Source organism: Enterobacter cloacae complex sp. R_G8 (assembly GCF_024599795.1).
GTDB classification, from domain to species: Bacteria; Pseudomonadota; Gammaproteobacteria; order Enterobacterales; family Enterobacteriaceae; genus Enterobacter; species Enterobacter dissolvens.
Window position 1 is genome coordinate 2,255,553 of the sequence record NZ_CP102246.1, and the last position, 21,033, is coordinate 2,276,585.

The following is a 21,033-nucleotide window of genomic DNA, read 5'->3' on the forward strand; positions in this document are numbered from 1 at the left end:
TCATGTCCGAATGTCTGGCCGCACGTGTAGATGACGAGATTGCTCATACAGCCTCAAAAGGATGGATGATCGCTGGGCTTGTAGGTGGGGCAATTCTGGGAGCAGCTGCCGTTGTTGTTACCGGTGGGACCGCTCTGGTAGCCGTTTCTGCTGTCGCCGCAGGGGCGTGTGCTGCCGGTGGTTTGGGTGAGGTCCTGGGAAGTATGTCATGGGCACCGCGTCACACTACGGGTACGTTGAAAGAAGGTTCGCCCAATGTTTTTATCAACAGCCGAAAGGCTATCCGCGCTCATCTATCGGCCGGAGAGTGTGACGAACACAGCGGCAGCCTGCAACGGGTTGCCGAAGGTTCGATAAAGGTTTACATCAACAACTTTCCTGCTTCTCGCACTGGCGATAAGCTGACATGCAGCGCTGAGATTAGCCAGGGTTCGCGTAATGTTATCATTGGTGGAGGCAAGGTCCAGACCGATGAAATAAGTCCTGAAATTCCTGAATGGGTAAACTGGACGATGCTCGCCGTTGGTGCCGGAGCGGTGGCGGTGCTGGCCAGTCCGGCAATTGCACTTCTGAGCACTCTCGGTGCAATGGGCGGTGGAACTATTGGTAGTTACGCGGGTGGGATGCTTTTTGGCGAAGGTAGCGACGGTCAGAAATGGGGGATGCTAATCGGCTCCGTTATCGGCGGCGGGGCTGGCATGAAGGGCGGGGCACGGTTTGATGCGTGGCGTGCTGGTAAAATACCGGCAGTTAAACCTGTTGAAGCAAATCCATTAGGCGCTACAGTTTTAAATAAACCGAAAATGAGTTTATCCGAGGCTGTAGGTAAAGACCTTGCAAATACTTGGGTAACAAGGGGAAGACAACTTGCTGAACAAGGGGATAAACGACTCTCCTCCCTGCTAACCGATGATGAAGTAGGGGCTCTTTACGGTTATACTACGAATGAAGGCTATCCGATGGTTAACAATGCGCTAAGAGGCCAGACTGAACTGACACCAGAAATTCAGGCTTTTGCGGATCATGCCACCAACGCTCTTGATAAGCTTCCTTCCTATGAGGGGATAACATACCGAGGGGCAACGTTACCTGAAAACGTACTAATGGAAAACCAGGTTGGTCGTGTTGTTTCTGATCCCGCATTTATGAGTACCGATCAGAAAGTTCCTTTTTCCGGCGATACCACAATCAAGATTAATGGTAAAACGGGCAAGCCTATTGATTTTCTCTCCGAATATAAAGGAACTGAAACGGAAGTACTTTTTAAACCTGGCACCAAATTTGAAGTTATTGAGCGCGTTGATTCTGGTGGTAAAACCGAGCTCACGTATAAGGAATTATAATGATCGATCTGCACTCTGATTTAAATACGTTATTAAAGTACGTGGATAAATATCGACAATACTTACCCGTTAGCAGTGCTTCAGTACAGCGGAGGATGCAGTATACATATGATGATAAACCCCTAGAATCATCCTCAAATAGTGATGCTCAAAAACAATGGGATGTAACACCATCATGTAACATCTCACTAGCGGAATCACGGGATCGTGCTGTCGGTGCGCTTATTGGTCTTGCGGTTGGAGATGCTGTAGGTACCACACTTGAATTTCTACCACGTGACAGAGCACACGTTAAGGATATGATAGGTGGTGGGCCATTTAGACTCCGCGCAGGCGAATGGACGGATGATACATCCATGGCATTATGTCTTGCGGAAACTCTACTTGAGAAAGGTGATGCTGATACTATATGCTTCAGGAATAAGCTTCTGGAATGGTATCAGCATGGTTATAACAGTTCAAATGGCATCTGTTTTGATATAGGTAATACAACTCGATTTGCTTTAGAGCAATATTTAACTGTTGGTCCTGGGTGGAGCGGTAATACTGCGCCAGAAACTGCAGGTAATGCTTCCATTATCAGACAAGCACCTGTCTCTATTTTTTTTAGAAAATCATTAAGCAAAGCGTTTTATGAAGCTAAAAAACAAAGTATCGCAACACACGGTGCCGCGGAAGCAATAAATAGCACACAGTATTTAAGTTATTTACTTGTGCATATGATTAACGGTAGCAACAAAAATTTTGTTTTTTCTCCGCACGTTATGCCGCTTCAACCACGTGTAATGATTATCAACGCGGGTGAGTATAAGCAAAAAAAACGCGATCAGATTCGTTCAAGTGGTTATGTAATCGATACGCTTGAGGCCGCGATGTGGTCCGTATGGAATACTAATAATTTCCGGGATGCGATTCTGCTGGCTGCCAATCTTGCCGATGACGCTGACAGCGTTGCGGCGACGGCGGGACAAATAGCAGGTGCGTTGTATGGTTATTCCGGTATTCCGCTGGAGTGGAAAAACAAGCTGGTCCAGCACGATAGAATTTTCCAAATGGCAGGTGAATTGTTCGATAGGGCACCCGAGGATACTTTTTTATAAATACAACATAGTACGGTTATTCTCCCGTGCCGTGTATTTAGGCGCTAAAGCCATAATATAAAGATAATTCCGCCGATTACTTCTAATAATAAAAAAATCCACGCCAAAGCGTGGATTTTTTTCATTCATAACGACTCAGACGTTAAACAGGAAGTTCATCACATCGCCATCTTTAACGATGTAGTCTTTCCCTTCAGCACGCATCTTGCCAGCTTCTTTCGCGCCTTGCTCACCCTTGTAGGTAATGAAGTCTTCGAACGCGATAGTCTGCGCACGGATGAAGCCTTTCTCGAAATCGGTGTGGATCTTGCCCGCAGCCTGTGGAGCCGTTGCGCCAACAGGGATAGTCCATGCACGCACTTCTTTCACGCCAGCGGTGAAGTAGGTCTGCAGGTTGAGCAGGGCATAACCTGCACGGATAACGCGGTTCAGACCCGGCTCTTCCAGACCCAGCTCGGCCATGAACTCGTCACGCTCTTCGTCATCCAGCTCGGCGATATCGGCTTCTACAGCGGCACAAACCGGAACAACGACAGAACCTTCTTTCTCGGCGATAGCACGAACCTGATCGAGGTACGGGTTATTTTCAAAACCGTCTTCGTTCACGTTGGCAATGTACATGGTTGGCTTCAGCGTCAGGAAGCTCAGGTAGCGGATAAGCTCTTTCTCGTCTTTGCTCAGGTCCAGTGAGCGCAGCATGCCTGCGTTTTCCAGCTGTGGCAGACATTTTTCCAGCACCGCTAATTCGGCTTTGGCGTCTTTATCGCCACCTTTGGCTTTCTTGGAGATACGGTGGATCGCACGTTCGCAGGTATCCAGATCCGACAGCGCCAGCTCGGTATTGATTACATCAATATCTTCCGCCGGGTTTACTTTGCCCGCTACGTGGATAATGTTGTCGTTCTCGAAGCAACGCACCACGTGACCGATCGCTTCGGTTTCACGGATGTTGGTCAGGAACTGGTTACCCAGACCTTCACCTTTGGATGCACCTTTCACCAGGCCCGCGATGTCCACGAACTCCATGGTGGTTGGCAGAATGCGCTGCGGCTTCACGATTTCCGCGAGCTGGTCCAGACGCGGGTCGGGCATTGGCACAATGCCGGTGTTAGGTTCGATGGTACAGAACGGGAAGTTCGCCGCTTCGATACCCGCTTTGGTAAGCGCGTTAAACAGGGTGGATTTGCCCACGTTTGGCAGACCGACGATACCGCATTTGAATCCCATTTCTAAATCACCTTAATATCTTGATAATCAATCCGTTAACGATAACCGACTGATGAAAAGTAAATAACTACGCCTATTATACACGTAACCCGCCTACCGCGCGGTAAAAATGCCGTATCGGGCAGATTATTGCGCTTTGAAAGCATGTAAGCGGTTTGTCGCTTTGGTTAACCCATCTTTGAGCCAGATTTCAGTGCAGCGCGCCGCTTCGTCTACCGCCTCATCAATCAGTTTCTGCTCAGAAACCGGGGGCTTACCCAGCACAAAACCAACAACTTTGTTTTTATCGCCCGGATGGCCGATTCCTACGCGCAAACGGTGAAAATTCGGGTTATTACCCAGCTTACTGATGATATCTTTCAAACCGTTGTGTCCGCCATGGCCGCCGCCCAGTTTAAACTTTGCCACGCCTGGCGGCAGGTCCAGCTCATCGTGAGCAACCAGAATCTCATCCGGATTGATGCGATAAAACGTTGCCATTGCCGCCACGGCCTTGCCGCTCAGGTTCATAAAGGTGGTAGGCACCAGCAGGCGCACATCCGCACCGGCGAGATTGATACGTGAGGTATACCCGTAGAATTTTGGTTCTTCACGCAGGGGAGCACGTAACCGTTCGGCCAGCAGATCAACGTACCAGGCCCCGGCATTGTGGCGGGTTGCAGCGTACTCTGCGCCTGGGTTGGCGAGGCCGACAATCAGTTTAATCGTCACGATTCAATTCCTAATGGGTTCCAGATCTGGCGCGTAGTTTACTGTCTGGCGCGCCGCTTGACAAAATTCTGCGACCTTAACAGCGAAATACGAATAATTACTTATTTGAACAATTAGAATTTCAAGCTGTTCAATGCGTTATTTGTAAATTTTTGTTTGGGAGTAATCTGTAATTGTGATCATTGACGCAACTCATAAAAGGGGCGTTGTCTATACTTTACACACAAGGAATAGGGACTTATTCCCTACAACCCAAAGTTCCGGAGGTGACATATGAAACGCAAAAACGCTTCGTTACTCGGTAACGTGCTGATGGGGTTGGGGCTGTTCGTGATGGTAGCCGGTGTGGGTTATTCAATTTTAAACCAATTGCCGCAGCTTGATCTCCCACAATACTTTGCGCATGGTGCGGTATTGAGCATCTTCCTGGGGGCGGTACTGTGGCTCGCCGGGGCGCGTGTGAGCGGTCATGAGGAAGTGTGTGATAAATACTGGTGGGTGCGCCATTACGACAAACGCTGCCGCCGCGACCAGCATAAGCACAGCTAGTGCGCATAGAATAAAGAACACTGAAACGACTCCAGATGGAGTCGTTTTTTTTTGCCTGAGGGGTTGACCCTCACGTAACGTAAGGCACCAGAGTGGCGTCACTGGCAAAATAAAAGGAGCAGTTATGTTGATTCAGGTGGGTGAACTGGCAAAACGCGCTGGGATCACCGTGCGCACATTGCATCACTATGAGCAAACAGGGTTATTGCTGCCTTCTGCCAGAAGCGCGGCAGGTTACCGGCTTTATAATCTGGCGGATGTACAGCGCTTGCATATGATTCAGGCACTGGCAAAAGCGGGGCTGGAGCTTGCTGAAATCAGGGATTTTCTGGAGCAGGAGTCGCTTTCGTTAACGGAACTCCTCGATGCGCAAATCAGTTTGCTGGATAAACAGCTGCGCAGCATTAACACGCTGCGTGACAGGCTGGTGGACTTGCGCACCGGGCTTACCGGCGATGAAACGCCCGATCTGGAATCCTGGCTACAGACTCTGGAGTTAATGAATATGTACGATCGCTGGTTTAGCAAAGAAGAGTTACAGCAACTGCCGTTTGCGGTGCAGAAAGATGCGCTGGCGGCTGTCTGGTCAGGGCTGGTTACCGAGGCCAACACGCTGCTGGAACAGCACATACCCGTTTCTGACCCGCGGGCGATGGATCTCGCGACGCGCTGGATGGAGCGCCTGGAGCAGGACACTGCCGGCAAGCCGGAGTTTCTCACCCGGCTGAACGAGATGCACAGCGTCGAACCGCAAATGCGTGAGCAAACGGGCATCACCGCAGATATGACCGACTACATTACGCGGGCGTTTGCCGAATCGAAGCTGGCCATCTGGGAAAAGTATCTCTCTGCCGAAGAGATGGCTTTTACCCGGAAACACTACTTTGACCGCATGATGGAGTGGCCGCCGCTGGTGGCGAAGCTGCACCAGGCGCAGCGGGAAAATCTCGATCCCGCCTCTGACGAGGCGCAAAAGCTGGCTGAAACCTGGCTGGCGTTGTTCCAGTCATACGCAGGAACAAACCCTGAGACGCAGCAAAAGTTTCGCGCTGCTATGCAGCAGGAGCCGCATCTGATGAAAGGGACGTGGATGACGCCTGCTGTGCTTGAATGGCTCCAGCAGGCGATAGGGATAATGATGCAGAGACGTTTCTCCGCATCAGATGAATCACAGATCCGCTAACGCGGCATCGCGGTTGGGATAGAAGGCAAGGCGGCCAGGGATCGGCTGCACGCCAGCGCGCGCCATAGTGCGCAGCGGCTGAAATTCCAGATTACTCACCCGCAGCTCGCAGCCTTCCGGCAGACGTTTTACAAAGCGCTGGAAGGCGTCCAGCCCACCGGCGTCCAGCACCGGTACGGCATCCCATTTCAGCACCACAATCCGTTTGCCCGCAATGCGGGATTCCAGATCGCTGAACAGGCCTTCCGCCGCAGCGAAGAACAGCGGACCGATCACCCGCAGCACCAGCACATCATCAGGCACCTCCACGTTTACCGGGGAAAGGCGCGTCATCTGCGCGATCCGGCGCATAAACAGCAGGGAGGCCAGCACGATGCCGACGCTGATGGCGATCACCATATCGAAGAGCACGGTCAGCGACATACAGATCAGCATGACGATGATGTCGTCTTTCGGTGCGCGACGCAGCAGGTTCACCACCTTATGCGCTTCGCTCATGTTCCAGGCCACCATCAGCAGCAGGGCGGCCATGGCGGAGAGCGGCAGCCAGGAGAGCAGCGGCGCGAGGATCAGCAACGCGAGGATCACCAGCAGGGAGTGGATAACCGCTGAAACCGGTGAGGTTGCACCCGCGCGCACGTTGGCCGCAGAACGGGCGATAGCCGCGGTGGCTGTAATACCGCCGAAGAACGGAGCAATGAGGTTACCTAAGCCCTGGCCGACCAGCTCGCTGTTGGCTTTGTGCTTGGTACCGGTCATGCCATCAAGCACCACGGCGCAGAGCAGAGATTCAATCGCCCCCAGCATCGCCATTGAAAAGGCGGCGGGCAGCAGTGCGCGCAGCGAATCCCAGCTTAAGGTAAAGCTGGAGCCGGGCATGTCCCAGGGAAGAACCAGTTGTGGTAACAGTTGAGGAATACCGCTGCCCTGAGAACCGTCCGCCAGAATATAGTGGAACTGTGAGCCGATGGTGGCGACATGACCACCAAACATGTTGACGATGGCCATAACCGCACAGCCCAGCAGCAACGCGGGCAGGTGTCCAGGCAGACGAATGCCTAAGCGCGGCCAGACGATGAGCGTACCCAGCGTAACGATCCCGATGGCGGCATCGCCCAGGTTGGCCGTGGGCAGAGCCATAAGCAGCGCTCCCACTTTCTGCAGATAGTGCTCAGGAACGTGAGGCATCTGCAGCCCCAGGAAATCTTTAATTTGCATCGTTCCGATGGTGATGCCGATCCCGGAGGTGAATCCCAGCGTTACGGAAAGGGGAATATATTCAATCAGCCGGCCAAAGCGGGCCAGGCCAAAGAGAATCAAAAAGAGGCCAGACATGAGCGTGGCAACCAGCAGGCCTGCCAGACCAAACTGCTGTGATACCGGATAGAGGATCACCACAAAAGCAGCGGTAGGGCCGGACACGCTGAAACGCGAACCACCCGTGAGGGCAATCACGATCCCGGCGACGGCCGAGGTATACAGGCCATACTGTGGAGCCACGCCGCTGCCAATTGCCAGCGCCATGGCCAACGGAATGGCGATAATACCAACGGTGATCCCGGCAATCAGGTCACGGATAAAGCGTGACGAGGTGTATTTCTCTTTCCAGCATGCGTCGATGAGGGCGCGAAAGGGCAGAACATGTGAGGAAGTGATGTTTTTCACAATTATCTATCATCCGTATGCGCATCATCTGTCATATGAATGGCAGGTGAAGGAGGCATTAATCATACAAATAAAACCCAGAGACAAAAAAACCCGCCGCAGCGGGTTTTTCGGCCGTGTTCGATTAGTGTTCGAACATTGCAGAGATGGATTCTTCGTTGCTGATACGACGAATCGCTTCGGCCAGCATCCCGGACAGGGTCAGGGTACGCACGTTTGGCAGCGCCTTGATCTCGTCACTCAGTGGGATGGTATCGCATACCACAACTTCGTCAATGACGGAGTTACGGAGGTTGTTTACCGCGTTACCGGAGAAGATCGGGTGAGTCGCGTACGCGAACACGCGCTTGGCACCACGCTCTTTCAGCGCTTCAGCGGCTTTACACAGCGTACCGCCGGTATCGATCATGTCGTCAACCAGCACGCAGTCACGGCCAGCAACGTCACCGATGATGTGCATCACCTGAGAAACGTTAGCGCGCGGACGGCGTTTGTCGATGATTGCCATGTCGGTATCGTTCAGCAGCTTAGCGATAGCACGGGCACGTACCACGCCGCCGATGTCCGGAGACACCACAATCGGGTTGTCCAGGTTCAGCTGCAGCATATCTTCCAGCAGGATTGGGCTGCCGAATACGTTATCAACCGGGACGTCGAAGAAGCCCTGGATCTGCTCTGCGTGCAGGTCAACGGTCAGTACGCGGTCAACGCCAACGCTGGACAGGAAGTCCGCGACAACTTTAGCGGTGATTGGCACACGCGCGGAACGGACGCGACGGTCCTGGCGGGCATAGCCAAAGTAAGGGATTACAGCAGTGATACGGCCTGCAGAAGCGCGGCGCAGGGCATCGACCATAACAACCAATTCCATCAGGTTGTCGTTCGTTGGAGCACAGGTGGACTGGATGATGAAAATATCACCACCGCGTACATTTTCGTTAATTTGTACGCTGACTTCGCCGTCGCTAAAGCGACCTACAGCGGCGTCGCCGAGGGAAGTGTACAGGCGGTTGGCAATACGTTGTGCTAGTTCCGGGGTGGCGTTACCAGCAAAAAGCTTCATATCAGGCACGAGAAGAACCTCAGGCATGCGTCCAGTGGTGGATAGCACTCGCCGCAAACTGTGCGGGGCCAGGCGAAATGCTATCCAGGCGGTGTATTAAAGAGCGCGATGCAACGTCTGGAACAGGGTGACGTTGTCACCGAAACTCAGTCTGCGCCAGAATGGTCTGCTGTAGAGGGGAGATGTTCATCCCGCGGGCTACAAAACCATGCAGCCAAACCGGCGCTTGCTCAAGCACCTGACGAGCGGCGGATTCGGTGTCAAATTCAGCAAAGACACAGGCCCCTGTACCAGTCAGGCGCGACGGCGCGTATTCTAACAGCCAGGAAAGCGCCGCATCAACCTCGCGAAAACGTTTTCTTGCGATAACCTCGCAATCGTTGCTGAATTCACAATTTAATAACGTTTCTATTGACCGCACCGGGGTATTGCGTGGCAGGTCAGGATCCTTAAAGATAACCGGGGTCGGAATGCTGACGCCCGGATGGGCAACGAGGTACCATTTTTCCGGCGGTTCAACCGGGGAGAGGATTTCACCCACCCCCTCAGCAAATGCAGCATGACCGCGTACAAACACCGGGACATCCGCCCCGAGCGTTAACCCTAACGCGGCCAGTTCATCCGTCGACAACCCGCAGCCCCAGAGATGATTCAGGGCGACTAGGACGGTCGCGGCATTGGATGAACCGCCACCCAGCCCACCGCCCATCGGCAGACGCTTCTCAACGCGAATATCCGCACCGCTCCCGGCGGGCAAGCGCCCGGCGTCAGCCGCTGCGCTCATCAGCAGACGCGCGGCGCGCACGATCAGGTTATCCTCATGCTCCACGCCTTCCACCGGCGTCAACAGACAAATCTGCCCGTCCTGACGCAGCTCAATAGAGAGCGTGTCGCCATAATCGATAAACTGAAACAGCGTCTGCAGGGTGTGATACCCGTCAGCACGTTGTCCGGTGATATATAAAAACAGGTTAAGTTTTGCCGGAGAGGGCCAGTGGGTCATCATTTAACGATCCAGTTGTCCATTTTCAGCTTGATGCGCTGGCTACCCTGTGTCAGCTCCATATTCGATGGCAGCGATGGTTTACTGTTGCTGTCATAGGCGCTGTACACCACTTTCCAGGTTTTACCGTTCTGCGTGTAGTTCACCTGGCTCAGACGATACTGATCGTCCAGGGTGTAGTCGGTGGCGTCACCCGGCAGGCCCAGGATCCACTGGCGCAGGCTGTTCAGCGGGATAGGCATTCCGGTCAGTTTGCCAATCATCTCTTCCGCGTCGGTGGCGGTGTAGTGCTGGCCTTTGTTATCGGTGATCTGCGCTTCACCCGGCTTAGCGTTGAGTTCCAGCTCGGTGCTGCCCAACGGGTTCAGCAGCAGCAGGCGGTAGTTATCCTGCCCCGTTTGTTGCCAGAAGAAGCGGGCATAAACCTTTTGTTCGTCAGAGAGATAAGCAAACGCGCCGCGGGTCTGGTACTGGCTTAAATTACGTACGTCCTGCTGGTGCTGACGCCACTGTGGTGAGTCAGGGCTTTTGCCCGGGCCTTTTGGTTGAGTGACGGAACATGCGGTCAGAACCAGTGCTGCCAGCGGCAGCAGGCGAATCAGTCGGGTCATAATGAGGACAAATCCTTGAGATACGTTGCAGTTATAACTGTTAATGCTAGCGTCGAAGGGTGTCACCGTCTACGTTCAAATTATCTCAAAGCGTTGAGTAACCTATTACTCCGAAAGGGGGCAGTCTCTTTTATTGATCTCGCGCATCCTGTATGATGCGTCTGGCTAACCTTATTAACGCTGGTACTACTCCCGCTCAACATGACCCTATTAGCACTCGGCATTAACCACAAAACCGCCCCGGTTTCGCTGCGAGAACGCGTCACGTTTTCGCCTGATACGCTCGACCTGGCGCTGGATAGTCTGCTTGCACAACCGATGGTGCAGGGCGGCGTGGTGCTCTCGACGTGCAACCGTACCGAGCTTTACTTAAGCGTGGAAGAGCAGGATAACCTGCATGAAGCGCTGATCCGTTGGTTATGCGACTACCACAATCTCAACGAAGACGAGCTGCGTAAGAGTCTTTACTGGCATCAGGATAACGATGCGGTGAGCCATCTTATGCGTGTCGCGAGCGGTCTGGATTCGCTGGTACTGGGAGAGCCGCAAATTCTCGGCCAGGTTAAAAAAGCGTTTGCCGATTCGCAAAAAGGGCATCTGAAAGCCAGCGAGCTGGAGCGTATGTTCCAGAAGTCTTTCTCCGTGGCGAAGCGTGTGCGAACAGAAACCGACATTGGTGCCAGTGCGGTTTCTGTTGCGTTCGCGGCCTGTACCCTTGCACGTCAAATCTTCGAATCCCTGTCGACCGTCACCGTCATGCTGGTCGGCGCGGGCGAAACCATTGAGCTTGTGGCGCGCCATCTGCGCGAGCATAAAGTGAAAAAGATGGTTATCGCCAACCGTACCCGCGAACGTGCGCAGGTACTGGCAGACGGAGTCGGGGCCGAGGTGATTGCGCTGAGCGAGATCGACGAACGCCTGAAAGAGGCGGACATCATCATTAGCTCGACGGCCAGCCCGCTGCCGATTATCGGTAAAGGGATGGTAGAGCGCGCGCTGAAATCCCGTCGTAATCAGCCAATGCTGCTGGTGGATATCGCCGTTCCGCGTGATGTCGAGCCGGAGGTTGGCAAACTGGCTAACGCCTATCTCTACAGCGTGGATGACCTGCAAAGCATCATTTCGCACAACCTTGCCCAGCGTAAAGCGGCAGCGGTGCAGGCGGAAACCATCGTCGAGCAGGAAACCAGTGAGTTTATGGCCTGGCTGCGCGCGCAAAGCGTCAGCGAGACCATCCGCGAATATCGCGGTCAGGCGGAGCAGGTGCGTGATGACCTGACTGCCAAAGCGTTAGCGGCTCTGGAGCAGGGCGGCGACGCGCACGCTATTATGCAGGATCTGGCCTGGAAACTGACGAATCGCCTGATCCATGCACCAACCAAATCACTTCAGCAGGCTGCCCGTGACGGGGACGATGAACGCCTGACTATTCTGCGCAACAGCCTCGGGCTGGAATAGCGCCCTATACCCATTTTCTATTACAAGGGGCACTTACGCCTATGAAGCCTTCTATCGTCGCTAAACTGGAAGCTCTGCACGAGCGCCATGAAGAAGTTCAGGCGCTGCTCGGCGATGCCGGGACAATTGCGGACCAGGAACGTTTTCGCGCACTGTCGCGTGAATATGCGCAGTTAAGTGATGTTTCAAAATGCTTTACCGACTGGCAACAGGTTCAGGAAGATATCGAAACCGCGCAGATGATGCTCGACGACCCTGAAATGCGTGAAATGGCGCAGGAAGAGCTGCAGGATGCCAAAGCGCGTTCAGAAGAGATGGAGCAACAGCTGCAGGTACTCCTGCTGCCGAAAGATCCGGATGATGAGCGTAACGCATTTGTGGAAGTCCGCGCCGGAACGGGCGGTGATGAGGCGGCACTGTTCGCCGGAGACCTGTTCCGCATGTACAGCCGTTACGCCGAATCGCGTCGCTGGCGCGTGGAGATCATGAGCGCCAACGAAGGCGAGCATGGCGGCTACAAAGAGGTTATCGCCAAGATCAGCGGCGACGGCGTGTACGGCCGTCTTAAGTTTGAATCCGGCGGCCATCGCGTGCAGCGCGTGCCGGCTACTGAATCCCAGGGTCGCATTCACACTTCAGCCTGTACGGTGGCGGTGATGCCGGAGCTGCCGGAAGCGGAACTGCCGGACATCAACCCGGCCGATCTGCGCATCGATACCTTCCGTTCCTCCGGGGCGGGCGGTCAGCACGTTAACACCACCGACTCCGCCATCCGTATTACCCACCTGCCAACCGGCATTGTGGTGGAGTGTCAGGACGAACGTTCTCAGCACAAAAACAAAGCCAAAGCGCTGTCCGTGCTGGGCGCGCGTATCCACGCGGCGGAAATGGCCAAACGCCAGCAGGCAGAAGCGTCAACCCGTCGTAACCTGCTGGGCAGCGGCGATCGTAGCGATCGTAACCGCACCTACAACTTCCCGCAGGGCCGCGTGACCGACCACCGCATCAACCTGACGTTATACCGTCTGGATGAAGTGATGGAAGGCAAGCTCGATATGCTGATTGAGCCTATCGTGCAGGAATACCAGGCCGACCAGCTGGCGGCGCTGTCCGAGCAGGAATAATGGATTTTCAGAGCTGGTTACGCCAGGCCACCGGCGCGCTCTCTGACAGTGAAAGCCCGAAGCGCGACGCCGAAATTTTGCTGGAATATGTGACGGGTAAAGCCCGCACGTATCTGCTGGCCTTCGGTGAAACCGAACTGACCGCAGGGCAGGAGGCGCAACTGGCCGCGCTGCTTGCCCGACGTCAAGCCGGCGAGCCGGTGGCGCATCTGGTCGGGGAGCGTGAATTCTGGTCATTACCGCTTTACGTCTCCGCGGCCACTCTGATCCCGCGTCCGGACACCGAATGCCTGGTCGAACAGGCGCTGGAACGGTTACCGGCGGAACCCTGCCAAATCCTCGATCTTGGTACCGGCACTGGCGCGATTGCGCTGGCGCTGGCCAGCGAACGTCCGGACTGTGACGTCACGGCCGTTGATGTGATGCCCGATGCCGTGGCGCTGGCGAAGCGTAACGTGGCACGTCTCGAACGTCATAACGTGACGGTGCTGCAGAGCAGCTGGTTTAGCGCGCTGGCAGGCCACTCCTTCGGGATGATTGTCAGTAATCCTCCTTATATCGACGAACACGACCCGCACCTGGCGCAGGGCGATGTTCGCTTTGAACCGTTGACGGCGCTGGTCGCGGGCAATGCTGGACTGGCCGATCTGGAACACATTGTGACAACGTCACGACAACACCTCCTGCCCGGCGGATGGCTGCTGGTGGAGCATGGCTGGACGCAAGGGGAAGCCGTGCGTGCGTTATTCACTGACGCGGGTTTCCACGCCGTCGAAACCTGTCGCGACTACGGCGGCAACGACCGTCTGACGCTGGGACAGTGGTCATGAATTCGGGCTATCTGCCATTTACGGATAAAGGCACATGGCTGACTGAGAGGCCGTTTGGCGTTATCATCTACATCGTTTTGGGTTTTATCGCGTCTGGACGTCGTTGTACGCGCAGTCGTTACTGGGGTAAGTCATGAGGTCCTTAGCCGATTTCGAATTTAATAAAGTGCCGCTCTGCGATGGCATGATCCTGATTTCGGAGATGATTCGCGACGATTTCACGTCGCAGTATGTCTACGATGAGCTGGAGAGTCTGGTCAGCCTGGCGCGCGAAGAGATCAATCAGGCGCGTCCGCAGGACTGGCAACTGGAAAAGCTGCTGGAGCTTTTCTACGGCGAGTGGGGTTTCTGCGACACGCGTGGCGTGTATCGCCTGTCTGACGCATTATGGCTGGACCAGGTCTTAAAAAATCGTCAGGGCAGCGCCGTTGCGCTGGGCTCTATTTTGCTGTGGATCGCGCACCGTCTGGATATTCCACTGGTGCCGGTCATTTTCCCGACGCAGATGATCCTGCGTGCCGAGTGGCTGGACGGGGAGATGTGGTTAATCAATCCGTTTAACGGCGATACGCTGGATGAACATACGCTGGATGTCTGGCTGAAAGGTAATATCAGCCCGGTGGCCGAGCTCTTTAACGAAGATCTCGACGAGGCCGATAACGCCGAGGTTATTCGCAAGCTGCTGGATACGCTGAAATCTGCGCTGATGGAAGAGCGGCAGATGGAGCTGGCCTTGCGCGCCAGCGAAGTGCTGCTGCAGTTTAATCCGGAAGATCCGTACGAAATTCGCGACCGCGGGCTGATTTATGCCCAGCTCGACTGTGAGCATGTGGCGCTGAACGATTTAAGCTATTTCGTCGAGCAATGCCCGGAAGATCCGATCAGCGAAATGATCCGCGCGCAGATCAACGCGATCTCGCACAAACAAATTACACTGCATTAATCTTAATTCCGATTCACACTTAAATAAGGCGATCAAATGAAACAAAAAGTGGTTAGTGTTGGCGATATCAAGGTGGCAAACGACCTGCCGTTCGTGCTGTTTGGCGGTATGAACGTGCTGGAATCCCGCGATCTCGCCATGCGTATCTGCGAGCACTACGTGACCGTGACCCAGAAGCTGGGCATCCCGTACGTGTTTAAAGCCTCTTTTGACAAAGCCAACCGCTCTTCCATTCACTCCTACCGTGGCCCGGGCCTGGAAGAGGGGATGAAAATTTTCCAGGAGCTGAAGCAGACCTTTGGCGTGAAAGTGATCACCGACGTTCACGAGGCGTCTCAGGCGCAGCCTGTGGCTGACGTGGTTGACGTTATTCAGCTGCCAGCGTTCCTGGCTCGTCAGACTGACCTGGTGGAAGCGATGGCGAAAACGGGTGCCGTCATTAACGTGAAGAAGCCGCAGTTCGTGAGCCCAGGCCAGATGGGGAACATCGTCGATAAGTTTATCGAAGGCGGCAACGACAAGGTTATCCTGTGCGACCGTGGTTCCAACTTCGGTTACGACAACCTGGTTGTCGATATGCTGGGCTTCACCGTGATGAAAAACGTCTCTAACCAGTCTCCGGTGATCTTCGACGTGACCCACTCTCTGCAGTGCCGCGACCCGTTTGGCGCCGCGTCTGGCGGCCGTCGTGCGCAGGTGACCGAACTGGCGCGCGCCGGTATGGCGACCGGCCTGGCGGGTCTGTTCATTGAAGCACATCCGGATCCGGCGAATGCGAAATGCGACGGTCCATCCGCGCTGCCGCTGGACAAACTGGAGCCGTTCCTGAAACAGATCAAAGCGATTGACGATCTGGTGAAGAGCTTCGACGAGCTGGATACCAGCAACTAATAAAAAACCCGCTTCGGCGGGTTTTTTGTTTCTCCCTCTCCCCGTGGGAGAGGGTTGGGGTGAGGGCATCTGCCCGCACCAGATAAAACTAGGCAAATATCGTCATCAGATACGCCACAAACAGCGCCATATGCGCCGCGCCGTTGAGTACATTGGTGCGCCCGGTTGAGAACGAAATCTGACACAGCAGCAGTGATGCAACCATCACAATCATCTCCGGCGCGCCCAGCGCAAACTGCAGTTCGTTACCGGTCATAAAGGCAATCAGCGTCACCACCGGAACGGTAAGCGAAATGGTCGCCAGTACCGAGCCGAAGAACAGGTTCATGGCACGCTGTACCTGATTGTTCAGCACCGCTTTCAACGCGCCCAGCCCTTCAGGCGACAGGATCAGCAGCGCTACCAGGAAGCCGGTAAATGCCACCGGGGCATTCAGCTCGGTTAACAGCGTCTCCAGCGGATTGGCGTTCATCTTGGTGACGGCGATAACCGCAATCAGATGTACGATCAGCCAAACCGTGTGCCAGGCGCTGCTGTGGGCGGACGGTTTGCCGTGGTGCGGGTCATCGTCGTCGCTGTCATCTTCATGCTCGTACACAAACAGGCTTTGGTGCGTTTTGGTCTGAATCAACAGGAACACGCCGTACATGGCGGCGGAAATCAATGCGACCAGCAGCGCCTGACCGGTGGAGAAGTTCGCGCCCGGCAGTGCCATCGGGAAGACCAGCACAATAATCGCCAGCGGGAACAGGGCGATCAGATACTGTTTGATGCCAAACAGATTCATATACTGTGTGGCGAATTTACGGCCGCCCAGCAACAGTGAGAAGCCCACCAGACCGCCCGTCACAATCATAATGATGGAATAGAGCGTATCGCGCATCAGCGTGGGTGCGGCATCCCCGGTCGCCATGAGCGCGGAAATGAGGCTGACCTCAAGAATCACAACGGAAAGGCTGAGAATTAATGAGCCGTATGGCTCGCCCAGGCGGTGGGCTAAAACGTCTGCATGGCGAACCACACTAAAGGCGCTGGTTAAAATCCCCACCAGCGCAAGAATATTGATACCAACCACCACTGGCAGTGACTGACTGCTTCCCCAGAAGAGCAGCACAGCCAGTGCCAGAACCGGGAAAATGAGTGACGTCTCCTTGTGGCGGGTCTTTACCGCCTCGTGTGCTGCTGTCATGTGCTTCTCCATCAATGCAGGTGCTTGTAATTATAGATAGAATTTTGAGGTCATTACATTAACAGATCTCTGTTAAATACCCCTTATCTTTTACTTAATTTTACCCTAATCATGTTTTTATTCTCCTGATACTCATAATGTCACGTTTGTGGTAATTATATATTAAATAACATGCAATTAACTTTTGTCGCTATTCAGAATTTATCATTGACTGGCAGCCTGCAGCATCGTCGTCCACACTTATCTCTTTAAGCAAAAGAGAGGTTAGAGATGCCATATAAAACGAAACGCGAATTACCCGATAACGTGCAAAACGTACTGCCTGCGCATGCGCAGGATATCTATAAAGAGGCGTTTAACAGCGCCTGGGATCAATACAAAGATAAAGACGATCGCCGGGACGATGCCAGCCGGGAAGAGACGGCGCATAAAGTGGCCTGGGCGGCAGTAAAACATGACTACGAGAAAGGAGACGATGATAAATGGCATAAAAAGAAATAGCCGTAAAATAATAAGCTGCCTTCATTTTGACTTTTCAGGCGGTTGAACTTCCGTTGTATTGCAACTGGCCCGCGAATTGCTTATCGTTATTCAACTGCTGGCAAAATGACCAGTAGATAATGCCGGGAAGGTGAATTACAGATGTCGCAAGGAAGCATGCAGTGGCGGAGGTGTAAAGTGTTAACGCGTGATTTCTTAATGAAGGCAGATTGTAAGACGGCATTTGGTGCTATTGAGGAATCGCTTCTCTGGTCAGCTGAACAACGTGCGGCGTCGCTCGCTGCCACGCTTGCCTGCCGCCCGGATGATGGCCCGGTATGGATTTTTGGCTACGGTTCGCTGATGTGGAACCCGGCTCTGGAATTTGTCGAATCGGCGACAGGTACGCTCCCGGGGTGGCATCGCGCGTTTTGCCTGCGATTAACCGCCGGACGCGGAAGTGCCTGTCAGCCGGGACGTATGCTTGCACTGAAAGAGGGCGGACGCACCACGGGGGTGGCGTATCGCCTGCCGGATGCCACGCTCGAAGAGGAGCTGACGCTGCTCTGGAAGCGCGAGATGATCACCGGCTGCTATATGCCAAGCTGGTGCAAGCTGGAACTTGATGACGGACGCACCGTCAACGCGCTGGTGTTTATTATGGATCCGCGCCATCCGCTGTATGAAGCGGATACCCGTACGCAGGTGATCGCGCCGTTGATTGCGGCAGCCAGCGGACCGCTCGGCACAAATGCGCAGTATCTGTTTTCTCTCGATCAGGAACTGACGCGCCTCGGCATGCAGGACGAGTGTCTGAATGAGCTGGTGGCGAAGGTGAAAGCGTTGCTGGAAGGAAATCCGCTGAATAACCCGCTGCGTCCGGGTTTTGCCTGATAATACGCCCGGCAGCGAGAGTGCAGACCGGGCGTTTGTTTTTAAGCGGCCACGTAGCTGACAGAGTGTTCGAGTGACTGACTATGGCTGTCAATCAGGACATCCCAGGTGCCGGTATAAGGGACGGTAAGCCATGCTTTGTCGTCCTGCACGGTCAGGATATCCGCCTGCGATTGTTTTTGTGCTTTCGCACTCATCAGATGAATACGGCATTGCTCTGAGCAACGCACCACTACCGTATCCCCGCCAAACAGTTTCAAACTTGTTTTTACCAGTGCCATTTATTTACCCCGTAGTCTTAAACAACGCTCTCCCTGCTGCCATTTCCGAGCGTGATGTTGTTCACAATTCACTCATTGCATAACACCAAAGGGGGAGAGTCGGGATGCTGATTTTGATCAAAAAATGGCATAACGTTTAAACAAAAATGACAAAATCCCTGAAAGCATTCAGCTGGCGCGCATTTACACGGTGAAGGCGCGCCAGAATAACATTAAATGCGGAAATGTCCGGCTGTTTCAGCAAGGTCGCCCGCCTGGCTCTGCAGGGCACTGGCGGCTGCGGCGGATTGCACCACCAGTTCGGCATTCTGCTGCACCATTCTGTCCAGGTGCGTGACAGCATGGTTGATCTCGTGGATGCCTTTCATCTGCTCGCTGGTGGCGATGGAGATTTCACGCATGATACCCGAGACGCTGCCGATGCTGGCGCGGATCTCATCCATGCTTTCCCCGGCCAGATGTACATAGCGGGAGCCGGTTGCCACGCTGTCGGTGGTGGAGTCGATAAGTGATTTGATCTCCTTCGCCGCCTGGGCGCTGCGGCTCGCCAGGTTACGCACTTCGCCTGCCACCACGGCAAATCCGCGGCCCTGCTCACCGGCGCGCGCCGCTTCCACCGAGGCGTTCAGCGCCAGGATATTGGTCTGGAAGGCGATGCCATCAATCACGCTGGTGATATCGCCAATTTTTGCCGAAGCCACTTCAATGGACTGCATGGTGCTGATGGCCTGAGAGACGACCTCACCGCCGCGTGAGGCCGCAGCGGAGGCTTTACTGGCCTGTTCATTCGCTTCTGCCGCGGACTCATTTGACTGGGTCACCGACGCGGTGATCTCCTCTACGGCACTGGCGGTTTCACGCAGGCTGGAGGCCGCCTGCTCGGTACGCCCGGAGAGATCCTGGTTGCCAGCCGCAATCTCCTGAGCCGCATTTTTCACCGAGGCACTGGCATCGCGCAGCTGGACCATCACCACCGAGAGCTTATCGCTGAAGGCGTTAAACGCCTGGGCGATTTGCGCCACTTCATCGTTACCGCTGTCCGGCAGGCGCTGGGAGAGATCGTTGGTGCCGTTGGCAATGTTATGCATCGCGTCGCGGATATCGGATAACCGCTTGAGCAAACGGGCAATCAGGATATGGACAATCGCACCGCTCAGCAGGGCGAGGATCACCAGCGATAACGCCGAGGCTTTCAGCAGAGAGCGCATGCCGGAGGTGGCGTCGTTATTGTCGAGCGCGACCACCAGCATCCAGTTTGTTCCCGGAACGGCCGTGGCGACGAGGGTTTTATCACCGCCGTCAAATGTGCCATCAACCGGTTCACCGCTTTTCAGGGTCGCTAAATCGGTGCCGGTAATGGTCTCAGCAAACGGTTTTAACGTCAGGGCCGGATCGTTGGCGGCGATAACGCTGCCGTCGCTGTTCAGAAGTAACCCGCTGCTGGCCGGGGTCGGGTGAATGCCGCGCACGTTAGCCACCACGCTATCCATGGCCACATCGCCCGCCACCACCGCTTTCAGGGTCCCGTTTTCTTTTACCGGTACCGCAAAAGTTACCACCAGTTTTCCGGTTCCGGCATCCACGTAAGGCGCGGTCACCACCGGTCCGTCCTGGCTGACCACCTGCTGATACCAGGGGCGAATGGTCGGGTCATAATCCGCAGGCACGCCCGCAGGCTCAGAGAATTTCGCCGTTTTCGTGGCATAGCCCACATAGACGTTGGTGAAGCCTCCCGCCTGGGCGAGTTGTTTAAAGACCGGTACCGGGTCGTCACTCAGCGCCACGCTCTGGGCGGAGGTAATGACCGTCATTTTGCTTTTCACCCAGTCGGCAATCGCCATGTTATGGCTGGCGCTGGTGCTGGTCAGAATGTCACGCTGCGACTGCTGATTATCCTGGCGCGTGACCTGGAAATTAATGACGGTATTGAGAAGAAGGGCGACGACCAGGCAGCCTGTCGTCGCGACAATGATGCGAGCACGAATCGATCTGAACATAAGTGAAATACCTGCTGTGTTGTTTCCATGCCTATCGGCAACCCCGCAGGTAAACTTGATGCTGAAACCGCGTCCATAAGAAAATAATATTTTTACGGGTTTATTATTAAAAAGTTAATACTTTATCGGCGGCTAACGTCCACTCAGCCAGCTCGACAAGTGTGCCAATTTCCACGCCGTCAATCAGCGGCAGCCCGGTGATACCGCGCCCGTCAGTGCAGGTTTTGCAGAGCTTAACCGGCACGTTTTGCGCCGTCAGGATCTCCAGCATCTGCTGAATGTTGTAGCCTTCTGCCGGTTTTTGGCCTTTCAGACCTGCGGTGACCGCGTCGGACATCAAAAAGATCCGCAGCTCCAGCTCACTCGCATTATCGCGCAGCGCTATGGCCATACGCAGGCTGTTAAAAAGGGATTCGCTGCCGTAGGCCGCCCCGTTGGCGACGATCACAATCTTCTGCATGTTAACTCCTGTTTATATTAAGGCACGAATA

21 protein-coding genes and 1 pseudogene are annotated in these 21,033 nt (G+C 54.5%); 12 read left to right on the forward strand and 10 right to left on the reverse strand.

Going from position 1 to position 21,033, the window contains the following annotated elements:
• Positions 1–2: 2 nt before the first annotated feature.
• Together NQ842_RS10690 and tri1 are read left to right on the forward strand one after the other, a co-directional pair.
• Entirely contained in the window at positions 3–1,343 is a 1,341-nt protein-coding gene (locus tag NQ842_RS10690; RefSeq protein WP_058680138.1) for a PAAR domain-containing protein, read from the forward strand.
• On the forward strand, positions 1,343–2,443 hold the full coding sequence (gene tri1, locus NQ842_RS10695; protein WP_257256824.1) for an ADP-ribosylarginine hydrolase Tri1: 1,101 nt from the start codon (positions 1,343–1,345) through the stop codon (positions 2,441–2,443). The genes NQ842_RS10690 and tri1 overlap by 1 nt, the downstream gene beginning before the upstream one ends.
• 135 nt (positions 2,444–2,578) lie before the next feature.
• On the opposite strand, the gene ychF is transcribed toward tri1, so the two are convergent.
• Entirely contained in the window at positions 2,579–3,670 is a 1,092-nt protein-coding gene (gene ychF, locus NQ842_RS10700) for a redox-regulated ATPase YchF (RefSeq protein WP_257256825.1), read from the reverse strand.
• A gap of 126 nt (positions 3,671–3,796) precedes the next feature.
• The gene (pth, locus tag NQ842_RS10705; RefSeq protein WP_013096226.1) at positions 3,797–4,381 is read right to left on the reverse strand and encodes an aminoacyl-tRNA hydrolase; all 585 of its coding nucleotides are present in this window, start codon (positions 4,379–4,381) and stop codon (positions 3,797–3,799) included.
• A 273-nt stretch (positions 4,382–4,654) separates the two neighbouring features.
• Here pth and ychH point away from each other — a divergent pair, with 273 nt between their 5' ends.
• Complete coding sequence (gene ychH / locus NQ842_RS10710; protein WP_013096227.1) at positions 4,655–4,930, forward strand: stress-induced protein YchH; 276 nt, start codon at positions 4,655–4,657, stop codon at positions 4,928–4,930.
• 124 nt (positions 4,931–5,054) lie between these two features.
• The gene (locus NQ842_RS10715; RefSeq protein ID WP_257256826.1) at positions 5,055–6,113 is read left to right on the forward strand and encodes a MerR family transcriptional regulator; all 1,059 of its coding nucleotides are present in this window, start codon (positions 5,055–5,057) and stop codon (positions 6,111–6,113) included.
• Here NQ842_RS10715 and dauA read toward each other — a convergent pair.
• The 4 genes from dauA to lolB all read right to left on the reverse strand — a co-directional run bounded on the left by dauA (position 6,099) and on the right by lolB (position 10,455).
• Positions 6,099–7,778: a C4-dicarboxylic acid transporter DauA gene (dauA, locus tag NQ842_RS10720; RefSeq protein WP_128310440.1), complete on the reverse strand. Its 1,680-nt coding sequence runs from the start codon at positions 7,776–7,778 to the stop codon at positions 6,099–6,101. The two genes, NQ842_RS10715 and dauA, sit on opposite strands and share 15 nt — an antisense overlap.
• A gap of 124 nt (positions 7,779–7,902) precedes the next feature.
• On the reverse strand, positions 7,903–8,850 hold the full coding sequence (prs, locus tag NQ842_RS10725) for a ribose-phosphate diphosphokinase (protein WP_003856663.1): 948 nt from the start codon (positions 8,848–8,850) through the stop codon (positions 7,903–7,905).
• 127 nt (positions 8,851–8,977) lie between these two features.
• On the reverse strand, positions 8,978–9,847 hold the full coding sequence (gene ispE / locus NQ842_RS10730; RefSeq protein WP_047361550.1) for a 4-(cytidine 5'-diphospho)-2-C-methyl-D-erythritol kinase: 870 nt from the start codon (positions 9,845–9,847) through the stop codon (positions 8,978–8,980).
• Complete coding sequence (lolB, locus tag NQ842_RS10735; protein WP_013096231.1) at positions 9,844–10,455, reverse strand: lipoprotein insertase outer membrane protein LolB; 612 nt, start codon at positions 10,453–10,455, stop codon at positions 9,844–9,846. The genes ispE and lolB overlap by 4 nt, the downstream gene beginning before the upstream one ends.
• Positions 10,456–10,656: 201 nt before the next feature.
• Between lolB and hemA the strand changes: the two genes are divergently transcribed.
• The 6 genes and pseudogenes from hemA (at position 10,657) to kdsA (ending at position 15,701) form a co-directional block, all read left to right on the forward strand.
• Positions 10,657–11,913, forward strand: a complete 1,257-nt coding sequence (hemA, locus tag NQ842_RS10740; RefSeq protein WP_257256827.1) for a glutamyl-tRNA reductase — start codon at positions 10,657–10,659, stop codon at positions 11,911–11,913.
• Positions 11,914–11,954: 41 nt separating this feature from the next.
• The gene (gene prfA / locus NQ842_RS10745) at positions 11,955–13,037 is read left to right on the forward strand and encodes a peptide chain release factor 1 (protein WP_046887686.1); all 1,083 of its coding nucleotides are present in this window, start codon (positions 11,955–11,957) and stop codon (positions 13,035–13,037) included.
• Positions 13,037–13,867, forward strand: coding sequence for a peptide chain release factor N(5)-glutamine methyltransferase (gene prmC, locus NQ842_RS10750; protein WP_196372494.1), 831 nt, complete (start codon positions 13,037–13,039; stop codon positions 13,865–13,867). The genes prfA and prmC overlap by 1 nt, the downstream gene beginning before the upstream one ends.
• A 5-nt stretch (positions 13,868–13,872) precedes the next feature.
• Positions 13,873–13,986: pseudogene (locus tag NQ842_RS10755) on the forward strand (siroheme synthase); the annotation flags it as partial.
• A 14-nt stretch (positions 13,987–14,000) separates the two neighbouring features.
• The gene (gene sirB1 / locus NQ842_RS10760) at positions 14,001–14,810 is read left to right on the forward strand and encodes an invasion regulator SirB1 (protein ID WP_013096236.1); all 810 of its coding nucleotides are present in this window, start codon (positions 14,001–14,003) and stop codon (positions 14,808–14,810) included.
• A gap of 36 nt (positions 14,811–14,846) precedes the next feature.
• Complete coding sequence (gene kdsA / locus NQ842_RS10765; protein ID WP_083021453.1) at positions 14,847–15,701, forward strand: 3-deoxy-8-phosphooctulonate synthase; 855 nt, start codon at positions 14,847–14,849, stop codon at positions 15,699–15,701.
• An 88-nt stretch (positions 15,702–15,789) separates the two neighbouring features.
• Here the strand turns inward: kdsA and chaA are convergent, their stop codons facing one another.
• Complete coding sequence (gene chaA, locus NQ842_RS10770; RefSeq protein ID WP_014832275.1) at positions 15,790–16,890, reverse strand: sodium-potassium/proton antiporter ChaA; 1,101 nt, start codon at positions 16,888–16,890, stop codon at positions 15,790–15,792.
• Between the two features lie 270 nt (positions 16,891–17,160).
• On the opposite strand from chaA, the gene chaB reads away from it, so the two are divergent.
• Both chaB and NQ842_RS10780 read left to right on the forward strand, forming a co-directional pair.
• Complete coding sequence (gene chaB / locus NQ842_RS10775) at positions 17,161–17,391, forward strand: putative cation transport regulator ChaB (protein ID WP_014832274.1); 231 nt, start codon at positions 17,161–17,163, stop codon at positions 17,389–17,391.
• 177 nt (positions 17,392–17,568) lie between these two features.
• Positions 17,569–18,264, forward strand: coding sequence for a gamma-glutamylcyclotransferase (locus NQ842_RS10780; protein WP_013096242.1), 696 nt, complete (start codon positions 17,569–17,571; stop codon positions 18,262–18,264).
• A gap of 41 nt (positions 18,265–18,305) precedes the next feature.
• Here the strand turns inward: NQ842_RS10780 and NQ842_RS10785 are convergent, their stop codons facing one another.
• The 3 genes from NQ842_RS10785 to NQ842_RS10795 all read right to left on the reverse strand — a co-directional run bounded on the left by NQ842_RS10785 (position 18,306) and on the right by NQ842_RS10795 (position 21,002).
• On the reverse strand, positions 18,306–18,545 hold the full coding sequence (locus NQ842_RS10785) for a DUF1883 domain-containing protein (protein WP_014832272.1): 240 nt from the start codon (positions 18,543–18,545) through the stop codon (positions 18,306–18,308).
• Between the two features lie 212 nt (positions 18,546–18,757).
• Positions 18,758–20,542, reverse strand: coding sequence for a methyl-accepting chemotaxis protein (locus NQ842_RS10790; protein ID WP_257256828.1), 1,785 nt, complete (start codon positions 20,540–20,542; stop codon positions 18,758–18,760).
• Positions 20,543–20,648: 106 nt separating this feature from the next.
• Positions 20,649–21,002, reverse strand: coding sequence for a DsrE/DsrF/TusD sulfur relay family protein (locus NQ842_RS10795; protein WP_257256829.1), 354 nt, complete (start codon positions 21,000–21,002; stop codon positions 20,649–20,651).
• Positions 21,003–21,033 lie beyond the last annotated feature (31 nt).

Excerpts from the sequence above, each read along its gene's own strand:
- kdsA (WP_083021453.1), top strand. The coding sequence starts at position 14,847 with ATGAAACAAAAAGTGGTTAGTGTTGGCGATATCAAGGTGGCAAACGAC.
- tri1 (WP_257256824.1), top strand. The coding sequence starts at position 1,343 with ATGATCGATCTGCACTCTGATTTAAATACGTTATTAAAGTACGTGGAT.
- NQ842_RS10790 (WP_257256828.1), bottom strand. The coding sequence starts at position 20,542 with ATGTTCAGATCGATTCGTGCTCGCATCATTGTCGCGACGACAGGCTGC.
- NQ842_RS10795 (WP_257256829.1), bottom strand. The coding sequence starts at position 21,002 with ATGCAGAAGATTGTGATCGTCGCCAACGGGGCGGCCTACGGCAGCGAA.
- chaB (WP_014832274.1), top strand. The coding sequence starts at position 17,161 with ATGCCATATAAAACGAAACGCGAATTACCCGATAACGTGCAAAACGTA.
- prmC (WP_196372494.1), top strand. The coding sequence starts at position 13,037 with ATGGATTTTCAGAGCTGGTTACGCCAGGCCACCGGCGCGCTCTCTGAC.
- NQ842_RS10715 (WP_257256826.1), top strand. The coding sequence starts at position 5,055 with ATGTTGATTCAGGTGGGTGAACTGGCAAAACGCGCTGGGATCACCGTG.
- chaA (WP_014832275.1), bottom strand. The coding sequence starts at position 16,890 with ATGACAGCAGCACACGAGGCGGTAAAGACCCGCCACAAGGAGACGTCA.
- NQ842_RS10785 (WP_014832272.1), bottom strand. The coding sequence starts at position 18,545 with ATGGCACTGGTAAAAACAAGTTTGAAACTGTTTGGCGGGGATACGGTA.
- hemA (WP_257256827.1), top strand. The coding sequence starts at position 10,657 with ATGACCCTATTAGCACTCGGCATTAACCACAAAACCGCCCCGGTTTCG.
- NQ842_RS10690 (WP_058680138.1), top strand. The coding sequence starts at position 3 with ATGTCCGAATGTCTGGCCGCACGTGTAGATGACGAGATTGCTCATACA.
- lolB (WP_013096231.1), bottom strand. The coding sequence starts at position 10,455 with ATGACCCGACTGATTCGCCTGCTGCCGCTGGCAGCACTGGTTCTGACC.
- prfA (WP_046887686.1), top strand. The coding sequence starts at position 11,955 with ATGAAGCCTTCTATCGTCGCTAAACTGGAAGCTCTGCACGAGCGCCAT.
- ychH (WP_013096227.1), top strand. The coding sequence starts at position 4,655 with ATGAAACGCAAAAACGCTTCGTTACTCGGTAACGTGCTGATGGGGTTG.
- ychF (WP_257256825.1), bottom strand. The coding sequence starts at position 3,670 with ATGGGATTCAAATGCGGTATCGTCGGTCTGCCAAACGTGGGCAAATCC.
- sirB1 (WP_013096236.1), top strand. The coding sequence starts at position 14,001 with ATGAGGTCCTTAGCCGATTTCGAATTTAATAAAGTGCCGCTCTGCGAT.
- ispE (WP_047361550.1), bottom strand. The coding sequence starts at position 9,847 with ATGATGACCCACTGGCCCTCTCCGGCAAAACTTAACCTGTTTTTATAT.